The sequence below is a fragment of the Enterobacter sp. SCRI0065 genome, assembly GCF_059766475.1.
This window is the reverse complement of sequence record NZ_JCBAJB010000014.1, coordinates 28,409-45,782: the sequence shown is the minus strand read 5'-3', so window position 1 is coordinate 45,782 and position 17,374 is coordinate 28,409. Positions and strand designations below refer to the sequence as shown.

Sequence of the window (17,374 nt, the reverse complement as noted above, 5' to 3'; positions counted from 1 at the left end):
CGCCCCGCCATCACCACGGCAGCGGCATCCTGCGCGAAGGGCAAACGGTCACGCGCCAGCGTGTCACCGGCCATCACGATCTGCACACTGCCCGAACGCTCAGGCTGCACCGGAAATCAGGGGGCATCTGCGCAGCAGTGCGCCCCGCCATCACCACGGCGGCGGTATCCTGCACGAAGGGCAAGCGATCACGCGCCAGCGTGTCACCGGCTATCACGACCTGCTCACTGCCCGAACGCTGGCGCAGCGCTCAGGCTGCACCGGAAATCAGGGGGCATCTGCGCAGCAGTGCGCCCCGCCATCACCACGGCGGCGGCATCCTGCACGAAGGGCAAGCGATCACGCGCCAGCGTATTAGTTGCTCTGAAAATGCCATTAAGATCCGGGCTGCATTCTGAGGCCTTTATGACTAACAACTTGAGTCAATATAAACTCATTTATGGAGCTAAAGTTGAGTTTGCGCATGCGCAAAATTATGAGGAGAAGTGCGAGTTAAGAATGGTCTTTTCAGGTCTGCTTGTAACTCTTGGTTCAAAACAATATGATACATTTGTATATCATGACTATCAGAGGAAAACATGGCTCAAATTCACCCGAAAGGTAAAACCCAAAACAAACGTTTTCAGTTCAATGCGCCATCAGAACTGTTAGAAGAATTTGCGGAGAAAAAAGATGCACTAGATGCTTTGGGGCTAATCGTTGACATGACTGAGGACTTCGTGAAAGTCATTAAAGATACAATTAAGCAGATGGATAAAAAACTTTCGGAATCGATAGAAGATAAAGGAACCACATCTACTGTTGGAAGTAATACCCACTCTAAACCATAAAAAAAAGCAGGCGTAATGCCTGCTTTTTTTATTTTGTTGCCCACTTTAAATTTTTCTCAAGGTCATAATAAAATCCTGGCTCGAATTCAAAAGCTCGCCAACATAATAAACCCTTATCGCGAATTTCTACCCGATCTCCATTGTTACTTTCCACATCCACACTAACTGTAATACCCTCTTTCAAATTTGAAAAACGAGCAATAACTTTCTTAGTTTCATCTTTCATATTAAATCCTGATTAACTTACAAACATGAACAGCCACCCATACGGTTTCGTATCCCTGTACCAACACAATTCTGTCGGTTTTATTCTTCCTCATGAGGGTCATAGCCGTTTTCCCATAAAGTCAGAGCTGTACGACGCATCCACTTCAATAAATCCGCTCCATAAATTTCCATACGGTTAGGGTTCATAGAAAATGCCTTCCAACTATGTAGGCGGCGTACTTCGTCCCAACCTTCATAACTGCATAAATCAATATGCTGACGCTCAGATACAAGACTGTTAATTTCCTTATCAATAATCTGCGCCTCAGCATAAGCTTGCTCAAAAGCCACTTCCCCCCATCTTCCAGCGGTTTCTTGAGCGGCGGTTTTGACGTTGACGTTCTGTGTGTGCATTCTACTTTTCTCCTTCGGTGATGGTTGATCCATCTCCCTTGCTGGTACTCTCGCGGCAAGGGCAAAGTAGCAACGGCGAAGGGCAACGGTCTGGGGGCGATGACGCAAAGTTTTTGTTTGCAAAAAGTTTTCGGCAGCGTTCATTTCACCCCTTGACCGTTGAACTGCCGGTGCTACAAAAAGCCCTCCGCGCGAGGGCAGCAAGGGTGATGGCGCTACCGGACAATTAGAATGCACACACCCGACACGTCGGAACGACGGGGCGACATTAAAGCGACGGGGTGGCCGTCGCGGTGAAGGCGGCGCGACCGAAACGGTCGATGACCGCCGGTCTGTTGACCTTTGCCATCAGACCATAGCCGGGAGGCCCGAAACCGCTTGCGGGTTCGGCGTAGACAGGCTCCTGCCTGTCGTAGTTGGGTTGACGACTGAACAGCGCCAGCTGGTCAGGAGCCGAAGGGGGCCGTAGCAATTAGAATTACGATCTTCACGCAACCAGGAAGACTCAAGGCTATACATTAGCAATTGGTTAAGATTTTTATTTGACGTTACATGTAACGATTAAATAATCGTATAAACCCTATATTTCAAACCAGCAGTATTGAGCTGAAGGCTCAATACTCAAGCTTTTGACGTTGCATGAGGCCGTCAGTCCGAAGGATGATTTTGCCTTGAGCAAAATCACGCAAAGCGCAGGCCGTACCCGCCAGGGACATGCCATACAGCAGACCGGGTGAAGCACGGTCTTCCTCGCCCTGCGCTAACTAAAAGGGCCATATGGCCCTTTTAGTTTAAATGGATCTGCCCTGTAGATGGTTTAGCCACCATAGCAATTGAGAAAAATCGTATCCGTTCATTGCTGGTACAGTGACGCTTTTACCGCTTGCCATTCTCTCCGCCAATTGGCTAATATGATATTGTGACATAATTTTCTTACCCGTTAATTGTGTTGCTTTCCGGGCTGTTAGCGCAGCCCGGCCCCTTTCAAGGCTTACGCCTTAATCTCTGCGATAATTTTTCTTACTTCAGTTTCTAAACCGTACATAAAAAATTCGCGTGACTGCTTTGATAATGCGCCGCTTTTGTACATTTCGGCGTTGCAGGTTTCGGGGACTAATTCGACGCCAAACTGTTTACGGGCTTCCACAATGCCCTTATCTACTAATACGTCGCTGTATTCACGGCGGGTCGTGACATACTTAACGCCACCAAACACAACATTAAACGGACTGGTGTTGTATTCATAAATATCCTCCATCCCGTTAAAGTGCCCGTCTTCATACTTATCAGAAATTGTTTCTACTTCTCTTTTGGTCGGGCCATCTGTCCAGGAAATTTGCACACAGTCATAACTGAGTTTTTTGACGGAAAACTTAATGCTGGGGAATGCCTTTTTTAATTCGGCCCGGATGTTGCTGCTGACCGTGGCCGCTTCGCATTTGCCTTTATTATCTTCACGCTTTTTGAGGTGCTTATATTCCGGTGCTTCCTGGAGGCGACTTTTTTCAAGCGCAAAGGCGGCATCTGAACGGGCTTTATCCTCAGCGTCCTGGCGTTCCTTGTCGTCTGCGGCTTTTTTAAGGTTTTCCAATACCTTCTCAGTCACCACTTCTGTATGCACGACCCACGGTAAACCGCCGCGAATAATGCACTCAGAGACAAACCTGGAACGTGCGCCGGAGAAGTACACCAGGTCAAAAGCTGCATTTCCCGCTCTGACTATTGCGCCATCCCCGACCAGTTCAATAATAGAGTCTTTATTGCTGCGATCATGAACTCGGGTAATGACCGCGCGGCCATAACGTCCGGTTTCCAGAATCTGTCCAACAACGAGAGCGCCTTTGTGGATTGTGCTCATTTTTAAAACCTCATCCCGGATTACGGCGGGTGTCCGTGTGGGCGGTAACGCCCTGTTTCTGATACTAATTATACCTAAATACTCAGCATTCATCTAGCTATATTTACATAATGTGAATTTATTATCTGCCACATTCCCGCGCAGCAGCTGCACCGTCCAGGAAAAAATCGGGGGTCCCTTCAGGGTTCCGATTTTTATCCTTGACGGCACTACCGGTAATACCCTGCCGGATGGGGGAGGGTTCCCGCAGGGAGCCATCCCCCATGTAAGACCGCCGTTGACCTTCTCACCCACTGGCAGACAATCACCGGCGCTCATGGCCGCAACTCACCCCTGAAGTTCGCCAGCGGCGAACGGTGATAGCGCGGGGGCCGTCAGGCCACCTGAAGCGATGCCGTTGAATCCGGGCGAGGGATGGACGCCCGAATGGGGCGAGACGCGAAGCGGCTCGATGCGAAGCACGACAGCCCGTTTCACCGGCGCAGCCGGGGAACGACCCCGTGTGAAATAAAAGCAGTTACACGTAACGATGAAGAAAACGAGCAGGAGCAGGAGCAGGATGATTAAACGCAGCACTACAACCCTGATTACGAAATGGCAAAGTCAGTAACTGGGTGAAATGACGGAGGTTGCCGCAGGCAACCGGCGCTGTGTGTTGCCGTTCGCATGAGGCCGTCCGTCCGAAGGATGATTTTGCGCATGCGCAAAATCACGCATAGCGCAGGCCGTCCCCGCAGGGGCATGCCATACAGCAGACCGGGCGAAGCCGGTCTTCATCAGCCGGGCAGATATAAAGCCTGCGTTTGCAGGCCATAAATTATCGTCATCGGAATAGCGCTTCACAAAATCCCTGAAGCCAGTCTTTGACCTCCTGAATTAATGGGTAGGGTTCGCCGTAGTGTTCTGCGGCTTCAATCCCGGACGAAACGCTCATAGCAGCCCGATCAAATGCACGTTTAATCATGTTTTCCACCTTCACTCAGCATACGGCAGGGCGGATAAAATACGCGTGTGTGCTGTCGTTCTTATCCTGCTCAAAGGTGGCTTTCAGCACAAACGCATGACCGGCTTTCGCGTCCTGGTCGGCCAGGGCTTTTGGCATCGTTCCGTATGCAGTGGCCCCGTTATCGAGTGTGATAGTCATCTTGGGAACAAGGCGAATACTATGGCCAAAACCGGACTCGACCATCTTCACCCCTTTGATCGTTGCATTCACGGTGACTTTGCCGGTTGGTGCTGCGCCTTTAAATTGCTTTTCGTGCTCGCGCTGTTCAGCCAGCATTGCCTCGACTGTTCTGGTTATCGTGTCGATTAGTGGTTTATGTCCTGTGACGGTGAAATAGCAAAATTCCTTGTTGCTTTCTAACCAGCGGCGTCCGGTTTTTACACGCAAACTGAAGGACTTCATCAGTTTGACGGTTTCCTGGTAGTCTGCCGTTTTGCCTTTAAAACGCGTGTTCGGGTCAAAATTTTTGGCCGGGTAGCTTGCCGGTGAATACCAGTCATCATATTCAGGCATTACGATAAACTGGCCTTTGCCATACAGTTCGCCGGTTTCAAAGTGTTCGTAACCGTCGCAGGGGGCATGCAGGCGACCGTTACGATCTTCATTAGGTTCAATTCCATTATTCAGGTCTGAAAAAGCTTTCAGAATCCGCACCTGCTGCTTATGACGGATTTCAATCAGTTCAGCAATTTTCTTGTTAAGAGCATCAGCAAGGCGGGAAATCAGGTTCATGAGCGCTTTCCATCCCGAATGACGGCGGGTGTCCGTTTAGGCGTAATGCCTTGTTTAATAGTATTATTGTAGTTTATTGAGAAATTTTATCCATCTAAACTACACAATATGTAAATAATAACTGCACGGGAAAGCGCCGCCTGATACAGGCGGCATACGGGGTTATACGCGCGACGGCAGCACCGTACCATACTGACGGCTGATTATGTCATTCAGCTTATCAACCAAATCCAGACGTTTGAAAATGATGTGACCGGTTCGAGCTTTGAAATATTTAACCGTGAAGTATTCATGTTCGTAATTTTCACCGTTCCACATGTTTTCACGGGTAAATTCATAAAATTGTGCGCCAGCTGCTATGCGGTGATCGGGAACATTACGACCATCGAGAATACTCATCATTTTTTCCAGATCATTAAGCTTATTCCGGCCCTCATCCGTCACGTAGTAACAGTTTTTGCTGTGTGCAGAACCGACCATACTGTTCACAATGATTTTTTTGCCGATTTTGCACGGGCAATTGGTTTTATAATCCCAGGATAATTTTTTGAATACATCCGTCACGCCTTGCTCAAAAATCTGCCCTTTGTCCTGGTGTAATGCACGGAATGAGGCATGAATGTTATCAAGTGTTGCTTCAGGCATGCTGGGCGTATCGAGCTGCTTTTCCCAGTCGCTAATCTGTTGATGGCTCATCAGAGTTTTCATGCCGGTTTCATTCATCAGGCGTGTCCAGATCCCCGAATCAAGATTGCGCTTCATGCGCTTAATTGCGGCCTCATCGCTTGAAGCCCCCAGGCCGTTACGGACAATTTCGTGAAACCCATACATTTTCTCGTCTGTTACTTCTTTCATTAATTTCTGCGCTTCGCGAATCTTTGCCAGACCATCCGCAAAGGTGGTCATTGCATAGGCTGCGCGAGCAAGAATATTCTCGATTGAAATGGAAGGAACAACTTCACTGGATGAGGCAAATTCGCAGATCACTTCTGGATTAATAGCGGTAGTCATAATGTCACTCCATCCCGGATTACGGCGGGTGTCCGTCTGGGCGGTAACGCCCTGTTTCTGATACTAATTATACCTAAATACTCAGCATTCATCTAGCTATATTTACATAATGTGAATTTATTATCTGCCACATTCCCGCGCAGCAGCTGCACCGTCCAGGAAAAAATCGGGGGTCCCTTCAGGGTTCCGATTTTTATCCTTGACGGCACTACCGGTAATACCCTGCCGGATGGGGGAGGGTTCCCGCAGGGAGCCATCCCCCATGTAAGACCGCCGTTGACCTTCTCACCCACTGGCAGACAATCACCGGCGCTCATGGCCGCAACTCACCCCTGAAGTTCGCCAGCGGCGAACGGTGATAGCGCGGGGGCCGTCAGGCCACCTGAAGCGATGCCTTTGAATCCGGGCGAGGGATGGACGCCCGAATGGGGCGAGACGCGCAGCGGCTCGATGCGAAGCACGACAGCCGGTTTTTCCGGCAGCGCCGGAAAACGCCCCCGATAGTTCGCGATGAGTGAGTTGCAGATTTAGGATGGCGGGGCTTAGCGTTCTTCGATGATATCCTTACGGTCAGGCATAAAATCCTTATCTTCCGGTTGACGTTCCTCAAAGAAACTAGACCAGCTTTTACGTATCGGTTTGAGGATAATCACATCACCTTCTCTGATTATCTCTAACTCACTGACCCCCTCGAAATCCATATCGCGCGGAATTCGTACCGCACGGTTGCCGCCATTTCTGAATACAGACACTTTTCGCATGTTCGTAACTCCTTCTCTGTTTCTGGCTTGTTCTGAGCCACCCCATTCACTTATTGGTCGTATATTCAGGGGCTTCTTCACCGCTATACTCGGCAATACCTGACGTATCGATCTGACTTTCAAGCTGCCGCAAATCATAGGTGCTCTGAAGCCGTAACCAGAATTCTGGGGTGCTTCCCAACGCAGCAGCAACACGAATTGCCAGCGGTGCAGTCAGGGCGGTTTTACCAGTAAGCAGGCGTGAGACAGTCGCAGGCGTAACGCCGATATTCAACGCGAATCTGCGACCGCTAATCCCCATATCGGCTAAGTCTCGCGCAATAATCTGACCAGGATGGGAGATATTGAATTGTCTCATCAGTGGTAATCCTCATAATTAAGAATGTAAGCATCGCCATTGATAAACTGAAAGGTGATGCGCCAGTTTGCTCTGACTGTTATAGACCAGTACCCTTCTCGATCCCCTTTTAGTGGGTGCAGCTTGTAAATCGGTCGATTCAGTTCGGCAATGTCCGTTGCGGTGTCAATGGCCTGCAAGCGGTCGTTTATCCTGTCAGCGTCCTGTGCAGGTAAACCTGACGTCACACCCTTTTCAAAAAGTTGTTTCAACCCTTTGTGCTTAAATGATTTTATCATTGTATCAATCCGTGTTACACGTCATGTAACATTATACGCGGTATTACACGACGTGCAACACTCACTATGCGACCACAGATGCCGGTCTTAGGTTTTGCATGAGGCCGTCCGTCCGAAGGATGATTTTGCGCATGCGCAAAATCACGCAAAGCGCAGGCCGTACCCGTCAGGGGCATGCCATACAGCAGACCGGGAAAAACCCGGTCTTCATCGCCCCGTGCAAAGATAACCCCGCAGCGCGGGGTTATCATCAAACTTCAGTCGAGCCTATCCAGTGTGCATTCAGATACGCTTCCGCGCCCTCATTCACGCCCTGTGGCTGTACCGCCGTCAGGGTGTCGTGAGTCCATCCCTGAACTGGCGCAGCCTGCATATGCAGTTTTTCCCCATCAAGCGTGCGGATCACAAGCGGATAGTATTTCAGTGGCGTTAGGATATCGGGTTCGCCTGCTTTGAGATCCGTAATGTAGGTCAGCATACGTAGTTCTCCGGTTCAACGTTTTTCAGGTCGCAAATGTAGCCGTAGACCGACTGGTTACTTTCGCCATATTCATGACTTTCATTGTGCGCCAGATCGTACAGAACAGAATCCGCTTCCTCATCCGTCAGCGTGAAACCGTGACGTTCTGCCACGTCGCGTACTTCACTGCGCGTCCAGACGATAACTGAAATCACGGTGTCAGGGTAAACCTGTTGCAGATATGCCAGAATTTCTTCAGGTGTGCCAACCATTGTTGTTGCTCATTCCCGGATGACGGCGGGTGTCCGTTTGGGTGTAATACCCGGTTATGGTGAATGGTGCTGCATAGTGCCGGGCATCTGCCCGGCAGGTGGTACATTATTTCCTGACGGCGCTTTTCAGCAGACGGCGGTTATAGGTGACGGAATAGACACTTTCCGTTTCGTTTTGGCGCAAAGGCTCTACGCGGGTGACGTTGTGACACATACCGTTTGCCAGCATGATTTTTTCGACCTGTTCAAACAGGCTGGCGTTATCATCAAAAGGAAAATTGAGCGTACCTTTGTGACCGGAGAGTTTGGGAATACCGGAAAAATGAAGGGCTTTGACGCCATTTTTGGAAAAAACGGATACTGCAACACTATTACGGGCTTCAACCATGATTGCTACTCCATCCCGGATTACGGCGGGTGTCCGTATTGGCGGTAACGCCATGTTTCTAAAAGTAATTATAATGAATGCCATAAAAAAATGCCAGTTAATATTCACATTAAGTAAATATTATTTCTGGCATTTTCGTGGATTCAAACTCTCCTGAGCATTCTCACTTAGCATTGTCTGAACTTTCGGTTAGAGCTATACCCAATGGAATATGAATTTTTATAAAACTCAACACTCCATTTTAATTCGGTTCATGAACCAGATACGCGTTACCGAACAGATCGCTGTAGAAATAGCTAACCCTCCCCACACAAAAGCCGGAATTTCAGATAAATACTGAGATTTATTCAGGCAATAAATTAGTCCCGTTAGCATTGAAACAGGCATAAGGATTAGCGTCATGCAAGCAGCGATCTCGTAACGTTCCGAAAATGAGAATAACAATGCCCCGCAGTACAATACTAAAACAATAGTTACGTACTGGATAATTTCACTCATATATTCGCCTTTATATTTTTGTAAGCTGCTTGTTTTATTTTAATATATTCTGAGCTATAGGAACATGCCAGAGCCTGTATTCACATTATATACAATAAACTCTGGCTTTTCCCAACCAATCAGTCGGCGCTATCTATCCAGGCTAACCGGAGACGTTCTGCTTCCTCCAGTTGCGCCATATCAATTCGCCCCAGCACATAGTCAGGAATGTCATCCTGCGTCAGGTTTCCCCGATCATCCACAACATAGGATTGTCTGTATTTTCGGTCATAGACCGTGCGCCCCTCGGAGTGCCAGAATTCCTCTCCCTTTGTGGTGGTCAGCCTGTTTTCGTCGCGCTGGTTCCAGATCGCGGCCATAAAAAAGCCTGCGGTGATGGTCTGGCAATGAGGGCAGGCAAAATAGAAGTGTCGCTTCAGTTCATGACGCGTTGCGTATGAGCTTTTGCAGTTCTGGCATTCGGACAGCAACAGGCAACCTGACGGGTGCAATGACGCGGTATAACCTACGGCCTGCATTGCATAAATAAACAGGGTAATTGTTTCATCAACCACCTGCTTATCGGCAATCGCCAGCCGTTGCCGTGCCTGCTCAAGAACAGATTCGGGAAATGCCAGGGGGGAAAATTTAGTAAACATTATCAGCCTCGTTATGGTCAGGGGCGGCGATTAGCCGCTCTCCGTTGTTGTACTGGTCTACAAGTGCCTGCATTGAGTCGCGGGTGTACCCGTAAGCACTAAGCGAGTGGTCACTGGCGGTGATCGACATCGTTCCGTTTTCAATCTGAACGAATGCCCTGATTGTCCCGAAGATAGCTTTTTGTCCTGGTGGAAGCTGTTCGACCTTGCCGGGTTCAGTAAGAGTTGAGCGCGGTCTGGTGCTGGCTTTCCGGGCGCGAAGCTGCCCTTTTACCGTGTGTTTGCTGGCAGGTAAAAACTGACCGCCTTTATATTCCTGCCCGTTAATCCCGGTCTGACCGCCTTTTTTTGCTTTAACGTTCACTGGGTAGCCCTATTCTATGGTCAGCGTGGCTGACTTGCCGTTAATGCAGTAGTTTTCGAGCAGTAAGAACGCTTCACTCTGGAATCGGGAAGGGTAGCGCGAGACAACATCCTCACCGTTCCCTGCATGCAACGTAACGACATACTCCATCCGTTCTCTGACCTGCATTTCAATAAACCGGGGGGAAATACTTCCGTCTATTTCGCTACGACAAAGCATCAGGCAATCGCGGTCATACCTGTTTAAATCTTTCAGTGCGTCATGATAAGCCATCACCGGGTCGCGGCCTGCTTTGAGGTCGGACAGTAATGCTCTGGAAGCGGTCTTGAATGTTTTCATGGTGTTGACTCCGTTAACCCAGCAGATGAAAGAGATTGTCCATAGGAGCCGCCGCCGCGACAGGCCAGCGTTCCTCGTTGATAAACACGCTGTAGTAATCGGGTGCATCGTCGGAAATGGCGGTTTCTTCTTCAGCCTGTGCGACAGCCAGGAAAAAGCGGTTATCGTTGTCAGTCATTTTTCCGTGCTGGCAAACGTAGTAATACAGATCGTCGATTTGCTCATTGGTGAGCGGAGTAGCCGCAGGATCAGGATTGGTAACAGTCTGAGGGGAGATATTCATACTTAGAGCACTCCATCCCGGATAACGGCGGGTGTCCGTGTGGGCGTAATGCCCGGTTTTAGTTCTGATTGCCCCCATTGCAGGGGGCGCAGCCGTCAGTCAATCGCCCTGAAAATGCTTTGTGATTCGTCAGTCGTGGCGGCGTAGTCTTTCAGGGTATCCATCGCCTCGCGATAGTGATCGCAAAGGCCGCTATCCTCACGCTCCCATGCGGCATTAAAACAGGCTTGCAGGACAAAGATTGTCACGATAATACCCGCAGCTTCAGCAGATACATTTCCAGAGAAGTAATTCGGCATTTCGAAATGATAGAACTCATGCGCATCAGGACACATAAAACCACTGTTACGGCCAACTTTAAAATAGCTCCAGTAACCAGCTTCATATTTGTCACAAAAGCGCTTCATAAAGATCAAGGATGCGGAGTTTGCATACTGGCAATAACTTCTGAATAACAGGGTATGAAAAATCAGACGGCCAATTTCGGTGGTTTCTTCTTTGATTAAAACTTCTGGTGAATCGCTCATAACATATTCCATCCCGGATTACGGCGGGTGTCCGTGTGGGCGGTAACGCCCTGTTTCTGATACTAATTATACCTAAATACTCAGCATTCATCTAGCTATATTTACATAATGTGAATTTATTATCTGCCACATTCCCGCGCAGCAGCTGCACCGTCCAGGAAAAAATCGGGGGTCCCTTCAGGGTTCCGATTTTTATCCTTGACGGCACTACCGGTAATACCCTGCCGGATGGGGGAGGGTTCCCGCAGGGAGTCATCCCCCATGTAAGACCGCCGTTGACCTTCTCACCCACTGGCAGACAGTCACCGGCGCTCATGGCCGCAACTCACCCCTGAGGTTCGCCAGCGGCGAACGGTGATAGCGCGGGGGCCGTCAGGCCACCTGAAGCGATGCCGTTGAATCCGGGCGAGGGATGGACGCCCGAATGGGGCGAGACGCGAAGCGGCTCGATGCGAAGCACGACAGCCCGTTTCACCGGCGCAGCCGGGGAACGCCCCCGTGTGAAATAAAAACCGTTACATGTAACGAGAAAAAATAACTACAAACAAATACCGCTATCTACAATATCTTTCTTTAAAAATCCTGATTAAGTTTACTACCAGAACGATAATAGAGATTAAACATGCTATTGCTGGCACAACCTGCATAATAAATTTAATTAAATCTTCATTCAATAAGTTAATATTTCCTAAAAACCCTCCCTGTTGCAAGGCATCAGGACGATCATCAGGAATCAGGTTACTATAAAAATTAAGTGAACCTTGTGATAACGGCAGAATGATAAGGGAGATACTTATTGCTTTAAATGGGCCGATAATAAATCGTTTATCAGCTTTTAGGACATGACATATTAGGCATGATACGAATACCATCCCTACAGATGCACATACGACCTTAAGGCCTAATGTAGAGAACGCATTCAGTCCGTCAAGATAGACACTACCGAGACTCCCGATGCTGATAACTAACCCTGGCAGCAATATTGCAAATATTATAAGTGCTATTAACACAAGAGACAGTTCGGCTATGACGTTAAATTTTTTATTCATTATCACCCTCAAATATCCTAAATTGATGGTTTTCAACCACTTTATACAAAACCAAATCCAGTTACTGATACGAGTTCATTTGCGACTCAATATGAGCTAGTCAGTCGATGAACGTAAACCGCTCATCCTTTCATAGCTATTCACTCCAGTTCACCTAGAATCTTTTTTTTCGCCTGTTGCCTGGCCTTTCGCTTACAGGCTCGGATAACCGAATCATACGCATTTCCTTTTCTATATCCACGGCTACGACATAATGTACAAGTACATCCTTAGTGGCTGAAAAACAAACCGAATGGTTTCATATATGCTCCTAAACGTTTAATTGTAAATTCTCAGTACATACAGCGACCAGTAGCAGCCAGCATTTCAAACATGTGCCTCACTTTGAGTCGGTCTTTAAAATTGTTCATAAGATATGCCAGCGTATATCGCGTCTTTCTGGACTCCATTCGCAGCGTATCGCCTGTACTCACCTCTGCGGCAATTCCCAATAGTGAGAGCTGGATAAATGCCATGTCTGCCGCCATTGAGTCGTTATCTGTGCAGGATACGAACAGCTCAGCCGATGGATTAAAACCTTCACCGGCAAGGCCATTAGCTATTTCTATGACCAATCCTCCAGAACCGACCGCCGGTTCCTGAAGGATGATGAATCCGTGCTTTCGGATTTCACTGGCATAGTCATGTTTAAGCAGTTCAAACTTCAGCCTGGCGAGCGAACCGGGCGTGAAGTACTGGCCCATCGATGTATTGCCAAGCTCTAAACTCATCACGCATTCCCCCAAAAAATCCCGGGGGTTTCTCTGTAAAATTTGCGGTAACAGCCTGATCAACGCTTCCTGCATTTCTTTTTCTGCTGGCGAATAGTCGCCCGTCAGTTTTTTAGCGCTCTCCAGGCACTCAGTGCGCCCGGCTAATGCCGGGTCGATGCGGTCAGCAGCAATCCGGCATAAAACTGTAAGCACATCACGCGGTGAACGGTGTGCCGTAAATTTTCTGATGGTCTGCATAAATTCAGTATCCAGCGAAGTCACATTGTTTCCCTGTTCTGATTTTAATGAGCAGGGCGGTCCGAACCGACCGCTATCCTTTTTGCGCATGCGCAAATTTATCTGGGCCTGCCTGTCCAAATTAAACGTTTGGATTTACCGTCAACGTGGCGTCAATGAAATCACGGGCGCGGGAAAGGATTTGATCGTGAGTCAGTGAATCTACGTCTCTGAACGTGGCGAACATCGGCTGATCGTTCATGTTTACTGATGCAAAACAGGTGACGATATCGGCGGCATTAAACTCGCGGCATTTGAACGTGCATCCCTGATTCGAATAGCACTCATCCATAATTTTCGAACGGTGGAACAAATTGAATGTACTTTCGCTGATCACTTCAACGGGCATTCTTGCCGCATCACGGATCGCCGCGAAACAGTCATCCATGTGCAACAATACGATCTGTGGGTATTGAGGCTTAAGCTGTTCAAGAGTTTCCCCTGAATACGTTCCACGGCTATGATTGCCGTCCATCTGTGCAGGCTCTAACACGGAATATGAGCCTGGAATATAGAAGAAATACATGTATGTTCCTTTCCCGCTGGCGGGTGTCCTGTTCGCAAAAATGAGTAACTAAACCCGGTCAATACGCCCATAACCTGCGCTCTCGCAGATGTAGCGCCATGCCATGTAACTGATGTGTTCATTACCTTCTTTCCAGTCAGCAACAATGGATTCGGCATTGCCGGTGATCACGGCTAACTGGCCCCAGTTGATGCCTGCCCGGTTCAAGACTTCCGAGATTTCATCGACGGTCGGCGTCGTCCAGTTAGCGGCATTGCGCAGGGTTTCTGGTCGAATATCCACTTCCGGGGTGTTGCTGTAGCGTGGTTTTGGCTGTGACATAATGATGTCTCCTGTTACCCGGCCACCGTCAGGTGGCCGGGTGCGTGGTTAAATGTGGCCGCTTTCAGCCATCGAAAAGACGTCATTTCCGGCGACGATACAGTGATCAAGGGTGCTGATTTCAAATAGCTCCAGCGCACTCTTAAGCCGAGCAGTTATGTTGATATCTGCGCGGCTTGGTTCCGGTGTGCCTGACGGATGGTTATGCGCAAAAATGACCGCCTGAGCATTCAGCGTTAACGCTAACCTGGCGACTTCACGGGGGCTGATTTGGCACGAGTTGATTGTCCCGGAATGAATGATTTCAAAAGAAATTAACTGGTACTGATTGTTCAGATACAGCACCCCAAAAAACTCTCTTTCCTTGTTCTGGAGGTGCAGACGCAAATATTGTTTAACGGCCTCGGGACTTGTAAATGAAAAAGATGTTTTTTTAAGACGCGATTCAAGGATCGTCATTGCCAGGTTAATTATTGAGTCTTCATGATTCATTACTGTTTTACCTCTCCCGGATTGCGGCGGGTGTCCGTTCGGCTTAATGCCTTTTGCGTATCAGCATTATAATACATATTTGTATCATAAAAAAGCAAAGTTCACATTATGTAAATAATTATTGCCCTAAGCAGGGCAATATAAATCGCAAGATCAAAGCCGCGATTTAGAGTTGTTCAGCATACCAGGCGATCCGATATTGCAGGGGCCGATATGACACGGAACAGGGCGGCGACATGCGATAATAGTAGGATAGTGAATAGTCTATTTTGTTGGCGTAAGAGCTTACCATTGCGCAATAGGCGTTACTGGCCGTCTTGTCTGAACCGTCGATAAATGCACTGAGAATGGTATTCAAACTCTCGCAGGCTTTCAGAAGAACGCTACGCGCGGGGATCTCAGCTTTCACATTAAAATCAAAAACTGGAAAATCATACTGCTTGATAAGTGCGATCATTTTCTCTCGTAGTGAGACAATTTCAGGGTCATTGCAAACATAGGATAGGGTGATCATCTTTGTTTCCTTCCCGGATTACGGCGGGTGTCCGTGTGGGCGGTAACGCCCTGTTTCTGATACTAATTATACCTAAATACTCAGCATTCATCTAGCTATATTTACATAATGTGAATTTATTATCTGCCACATTCCCGCGCAGCAGCTGCACCGTCCAGGAAAAAATCGGGGGTCCCTTCAGGGTTCCGATTTTTATCCTTGACGGCACTACCGGTAATACCCTGCCGGATGGGGGAGGGTTCCCGCAGGGAGCCATCCCCCATGTAAGACCGCCGTTGACCTTCTCACCCACTGGCAGACAATCACCGGCGCTCATGGCCGCAACTCACCCCTGAAGTTCGCCAGCGGCGAACGGTGATAGCGCGGGGGCCGTCAGGCCCCCTGAAGCGATGCCGTTGAATCCGGGCGAGGGATGGACGCCCGAATGGGGCGAGACGCGAAGCGGCTCGATGCGAAGCACGACAGCCCGTTTCACCGGCGCAGCCGGGGAACGTCTTAAGAAATAAGGATAAATAGTTCAAGCTAAAATCGAACTCTCTGACAAAGTTTTGCGCTTGAGTTAATTGCCCTCTGCTGCGACTAGATACCTAATCGCCGGAAGGATTCTATAACCACTCTTGCTGCGCTATTCCCTTTGCTTTTTTGCCTCATATAAAAGTTCAGGCAATTTTGCCTATCCAGAACTGATCCTCAAGGAACATGCGTCCTTGACGACTATTTGCATACTCGCCTTCACGAAGCGTAGTGAGGTCAGCGTAGTGCCATTTCCTTTCAGATTGCACTACAACACGCTTATCTGGGTATACGCGGCAGGATTGCTGAATCACCTCATATGAACCGTCATTTAGTTCCAGAACTCGAAAGATAAACTGCTTTGTATTTTTGACCACGATATCTTCAAACAATGTCTTCATACGCTTACATCCGTTTATGGTTTTAAGTAGGGATTTTAAAGCGTTCATCATAGCGAGTCTCCTTTTTGGGCCAGCATTTCTGCTGGCCGTTTTCTTCAGAAATTATAGTTAACAGAACGAATGGCTTTAACCAGGTACTCAGCTGCTGCTCGCTGCCCCTTAGTTGAGGCGATAATTTTGCCCGTCTCACTGCTTACGCAGCTGTCGGCCCAGTTTGCATACACAAAATAGCTCTCTCGTGCGGCCATATTTTTATTATCGCCCATCGTTTCCAGTCGTATAGTCAACTCACTGACTGTAAATTCCTCAAGGAGTTGCTTAACAGCGAAGCCAAAAGCGTTCACCATAACTGATGTAAAAGTCAGCCATTCCTGGCTATATTCGCCGTATGTAAACCCGCAAGTGTCGTAAAGGCCGGTAAACTTCACCCATGCATCCCAGATCAACTGTATTTCCTGCTCGGTACGCTTTGTTGGTGTTCCATTAACCATATAGGTGCTGAACCGCTCTGTAGCATCATGCAATGATTTAAAAGATACCCACTTATTACTATTACGTGTAGAGACGGCATTCCGTTCAAAATCCACTTTTTCCGTCAGAACTGGATTTTTCAGAATGGTACGTTTGACTGCCTGACCGATGGCGTTCGTATGATCATAAGCGATGTTAATGGCAGCGTTCGGTTTTGAGGCATTTCCATTGATATCCGCAAAAAACTGCTGGCGCGTTTCAATGGGCAGGTTTTCCGTAAGCATAACGGTAACACTGTGATGGCGAATATCTGGCAGGATATTGAGCACTTCACGAATGCCAGCTTGACGGTGTTGTCCGTCAAAAAGACGAATTTGGGCATCCATAGGGATAGTCACATATCCTACAAACGACTCATTCATGAGCTGGAGATCAAGCTCACCATCACAATTACCAATGAGAGGGGGGATGATGTAATCTGTTCCCGATTTAACAGCAGTAACCACATAGTCTGCAAAAGCTGTCGCTCGGCGGCGATTCAACTCACGTTGTGACCGATCCAACGTATGCCCTTCATTATCGAGAGTCAGGAAGCGACTCAACGCACCAAAAGACACCTGCACGGTAATAATACGTTGATTACCCTGAAAACCGACAACACACGGATAGTCAAAACCAATGGATTTTGATTTTGCTGAAAAGGCAGTAACTGCTTCGCTCATTTTGATTTTCCTTCCCGGATTTCGGCGGGTGTCCGTTTTGGCGTAACGCCACTTTTCTATTCCTGATTATACACTTTCACGCAAATCCAACA

Annotated in this window: 27 protein-coding genes and 1 pseudogene; 2 read left to right on the top strand and 26 right to left on the bottom strand. The window is 48.3% G+C overall.

Annotation, left to right across the window (positions count from 1 at the left end; genetic code table 11):
• Together AC6EMZ_RS22100 and AC6EMZ_RS22095 are read left to right on the top strand one after the other, a co-directional pair.
• Nucleotides 1–358: pseudogene (locus AC6EMZ_RS22100) on the top strand (hypothetical protein); the annotation flags it as partial.
• Between the two features lie 220 nt (nucleotides 359–578).
• Nucleotides 579–830 (top strand): hypothetical protein, encoded by a 252-nt coding sequence (locus AC6EMZ_RS22095; protein WP_498404988.1) that lies wholly within the window; start codon nucleotides 579–581, stop codon nucleotides 828–830.
• Nucleotides 831–858: 28 nt separating this feature from the next.
• On the opposite strand, the gene AC6EMZ_RS22090 is transcribed toward AC6EMZ_RS22095, so the two are convergent.
• From AC6EMZ_RS22090 to AC6EMZ_RS21965, 26 genes are all read right to left on the bottom strand, one after another.
• Nucleotides 859–1,056 (bottom strand): hypothetical protein, encoded by a 198-nt coding sequence (locus AC6EMZ_RS22090; protein WP_498404987.1) that lies wholly within the window; start codon nucleotides 1,054–1,056, stop codon nucleotides 859–861.
• An 80-nt stretch (nucleotides 1,057–1,136) separates the two neighbouring features.
• Nucleotides 1,137–1,595, bottom strand: coding sequence for a hypothetical protein (locus AC6EMZ_RS22085; RefSeq protein ID WP_498404986.1), 459 nt, complete (start codon nucleotides 1,593–1,595; stop codon nucleotides 1,137–1,139).
• A 124-nt stretch (nucleotides 1,596–1,719) separates the two neighbouring features.
• Nucleotides 1,720–1,923: a hypothetical protein gene (locus tag AC6EMZ_RS22080; RefSeq protein WP_498404985.1), complete on the bottom strand. Its 204-nt coding sequence runs from the start codon at nucleotides 1,921–1,923 to the stop codon at nucleotides 1,720–1,722.
• A gap of 519 nt (nucleotides 1,924–2,442) precedes the next feature.
• Nucleotides 2,443–3,309, bottom strand: a complete 867-nt coding sequence (locus tag AC6EMZ_RS22075) for an LPD29 domain-containing protein (protein ID WP_498404984.1) — start codon at nucleotides 3,307–3,309, stop codon at nucleotides 2,443–2,445.
• Nucleotides 3,310–4,132: 823 nt separating this feature from the next.
• Nucleotides 4,133–4,273 carry a hypothetical protein gene (locus AC6EMZ_RS22070; RefSeq protein WP_498404983.1) on the bottom strand — a complete coding sequence of 47 codons (141 nt, stop codon included), beginning with the start codon at nucleotides 4,271–4,273 and terminating at the stop codon, nucleotides 4,133–4,135.
• A 15-nt stretch (nucleotides 4,274–4,288) separates the two neighbouring features.
• Nucleotides 4,289–5,047, bottom strand: coding sequence for a hypothetical protein (locus tag AC6EMZ_RS22065; RefSeq protein WP_498404982.1), 759 nt, complete (start codon nucleotides 5,045–5,047; stop codon nucleotides 4,289–4,291).
• A gap of 162 nt (nucleotides 5,048–5,209) precedes the next feature.
• Entirely contained in the window at nucleotides 5,210–6,058 is an 849-nt protein-coding gene (locus tag AC6EMZ_RS22060; RefSeq protein ID WP_498404981.1) for a DUF4942 domain-containing protein, read from the bottom strand.
• Nucleotides 6,059–6,600: 542 nt separating this feature from the next.
• A complete protein-coding gene (gene vapB / locus AC6EMZ_RS22055; RefSeq protein WP_498404979.1) occupies nucleotides 6,601–6,819 on the bottom strand; it encodes a type II toxin-antitoxin system VapB family antitoxin in 219 nt (72 codons plus the stop codon).
• Between the two features lie 46 nt (nucleotides 6,820–6,865).
• Nucleotides 6,866–7,177 carry a HigA family addiction module antitoxin gene (locus AC6EMZ_RS22050; RefSeq protein ID WP_498404978.1) on the bottom strand — a complete coding sequence of 104 codons (312 nt, stop codon included), beginning with the start codon at nucleotides 7,175–7,177 and terminating at the stop codon, nucleotides 6,866–6,868.
• On the bottom strand, nucleotides 7,177–7,455 hold the full coding sequence (locus AC6EMZ_RS22045) for a type II toxin-antitoxin system RelE/ParE family toxin (protein ID WP_498404977.1): 279 nt from the start codon (nucleotides 7,453–7,455) through the stop codon (nucleotides 7,177–7,179). The genes AC6EMZ_RS22050 and AC6EMZ_RS22045 overlap by 1 nt, the downstream gene beginning before the upstream one ends.
• A 250-nt stretch (nucleotides 7,456–7,705) precedes the next feature.
• A complete protein-coding gene (locus AC6EMZ_RS22040; protein ID WP_498404976.1) occupies nucleotides 7,706–7,933 on the bottom strand; it encodes a hypothetical protein in 228 nt (75 codons plus the stop codon).
• Nucleotides 7,927–8,187: a hypothetical protein gene (locus AC6EMZ_RS22035; protein WP_498404975.1), complete on the bottom strand. Its 261-nt coding sequence runs from the start codon at nucleotides 8,185–8,187 to the stop codon at nucleotides 7,927–7,929. Before AC6EMZ_RS22035 ends, AC6EMZ_RS22040 begins: the two co-directional genes overlap by 7 nt.
• Before the next feature lie 106 nt (nucleotides 8,188–8,293).
• Nucleotides 8,294–8,575, bottom strand: a complete 282-nt coding sequence (locus AC6EMZ_RS22030) for a hypothetical protein (protein WP_498404974.1) — start codon at nucleotides 8,573–8,575, stop codon at nucleotides 8,294–8,296.
• A gap of 617 nt (nucleotides 8,576–9,192) precedes the next feature.
• Nucleotides 9,193–9,711, bottom strand: a complete 519-nt coding sequence (locus AC6EMZ_RS22025; RefSeq protein ID WP_498404973.1) for a hypothetical protein — start codon at nucleotides 9,709–9,711, stop codon at nucleotides 9,193–9,195.
• Nucleotides 9,701–10,075, bottom strand: coding sequence for a hypothetical protein (locus AC6EMZ_RS22020; protein WP_498404972.1), 375 nt, complete (start codon nucleotides 10,073–10,075; stop codon nucleotides 9,701–9,703). The genes AC6EMZ_RS22025 and AC6EMZ_RS22020 overlap by 11 nt, the downstream gene beginning before the upstream one ends.
• A gap of 9 nt (nucleotides 10,076–10,084) precedes the next feature.
• The gene (locus AC6EMZ_RS22015) at nucleotides 10,085–10,414 is read right to left on the bottom strand and encodes a hypothetical protein (protein WP_498404971.1); all 330 of its coding nucleotides are present in this window, start codon (nucleotides 10,412–10,414) and stop codon (nucleotides 10,085–10,087) included.
• A gap of 13 nt (nucleotides 10,415–10,427) precedes the next feature.
• Nucleotides 10,428–10,697, bottom strand: coding sequence for a hypothetical protein (locus AC6EMZ_RS22010; protein ID WP_498404970.1), 270 nt, complete (start codon nucleotides 10,695–10,697; stop codon nucleotides 10,428–10,430).
• 95 nt (nucleotides 10,698–10,792) lie between these two features.
• The gene (locus AC6EMZ_RS22005; RefSeq protein WP_498404969.1) at nucleotides 10,793–11,224 is read right to left on the bottom strand and encodes an antirestriction protein; all 432 of its coding nucleotides are present in this window, start codon (nucleotides 11,222–11,224) and stop codon (nucleotides 10,793–10,795) included.
• A 554-nt stretch (nucleotides 11,225–11,778) separates the two neighbouring features.
• Nucleotides 11,779–12,273 carry a hypothetical protein gene (locus tag AC6EMZ_RS22000; protein ID WP_498404968.1) on the bottom strand — a complete coding sequence of 165 codons (495 nt, stop codon included), beginning with the start codon at nucleotides 12,271–12,273 and terminating at the stop codon, nucleotides 11,779–11,781.
• A 332-nt stretch (nucleotides 12,274–12,605) separates the two neighbouring features.
• Nucleotides 12,606–13,307, bottom strand: a complete 702-nt coding sequence (locus AC6EMZ_RS21995) for an N-6 DNA methylase (protein WP_498404967.1) — start codon at nucleotides 13,305–13,307, stop codon at nucleotides 12,606–12,608.
• Nucleotides 13,308–13,404: 97 nt separating this feature from the next.
• The gene (locus AC6EMZ_RS21990; RefSeq protein WP_498404966.1) at nucleotides 13,405–13,848 is read right to left on the bottom strand and encodes a hypothetical protein; all 444 of its coding nucleotides are present in this window, start codon (nucleotides 13,846–13,848) and stop codon (nucleotides 13,405–13,407) included.
• Nucleotides 13,849–13,896: 48 nt separating this feature from the next.
• Nucleotides 13,897–14,169 carry a hypothetical protein gene (locus AC6EMZ_RS21985; protein ID WP_498404965.1) on the bottom strand — a complete coding sequence of 91 codons (273 nt, stop codon included), beginning with the start codon at nucleotides 14,167–14,169 and terminating at the stop codon, nucleotides 13,897–13,899.
• 48 nt (nucleotides 14,170–14,217) lie between these two features.
• Nucleotides 14,218–14,709, bottom strand: a complete 492-nt coding sequence (locus tag AC6EMZ_RS21980) for a JAB domain-containing protein (protein WP_498404989.1) — start codon at nucleotides 14,707–14,709, stop codon at nucleotides 14,218–14,220.
• A 118-nt stretch (nucleotides 14,710–14,827) separates the two neighbouring features.
• Nucleotides 14,828–15,175: a hypothetical protein gene (locus AC6EMZ_RS21975; RefSeq protein WP_498404963.1), complete on the bottom strand. Its 348-nt coding sequence runs from the start codon at nucleotides 15,173–15,175 to the stop codon at nucleotides 14,828–14,830.
• Between the two features lie 659 nt (nucleotides 15,176–15,834).
• Complete coding sequence (locus tag AC6EMZ_RS21970) at nucleotides 15,835–16,140, bottom strand: hypothetical protein (protein WP_498404960.1); 306 nt, start codon at nucleotides 16,138–16,140, stop codon at nucleotides 15,835–15,837.
• Nucleotides 16,141–16,184: 44 nt separating this feature from the next.
• A complete protein-coding gene (locus AC6EMZ_RS21965) occupies nucleotides 16,185–17,282 on the bottom strand; it encodes a DNA sulfur modification protein DndB (protein WP_498404959.1) in 1,098 nt (365 codons plus the stop codon).
• Between the last annotated feature and the right edge of the window lie 92 nt (nucleotides 17,283–17,374).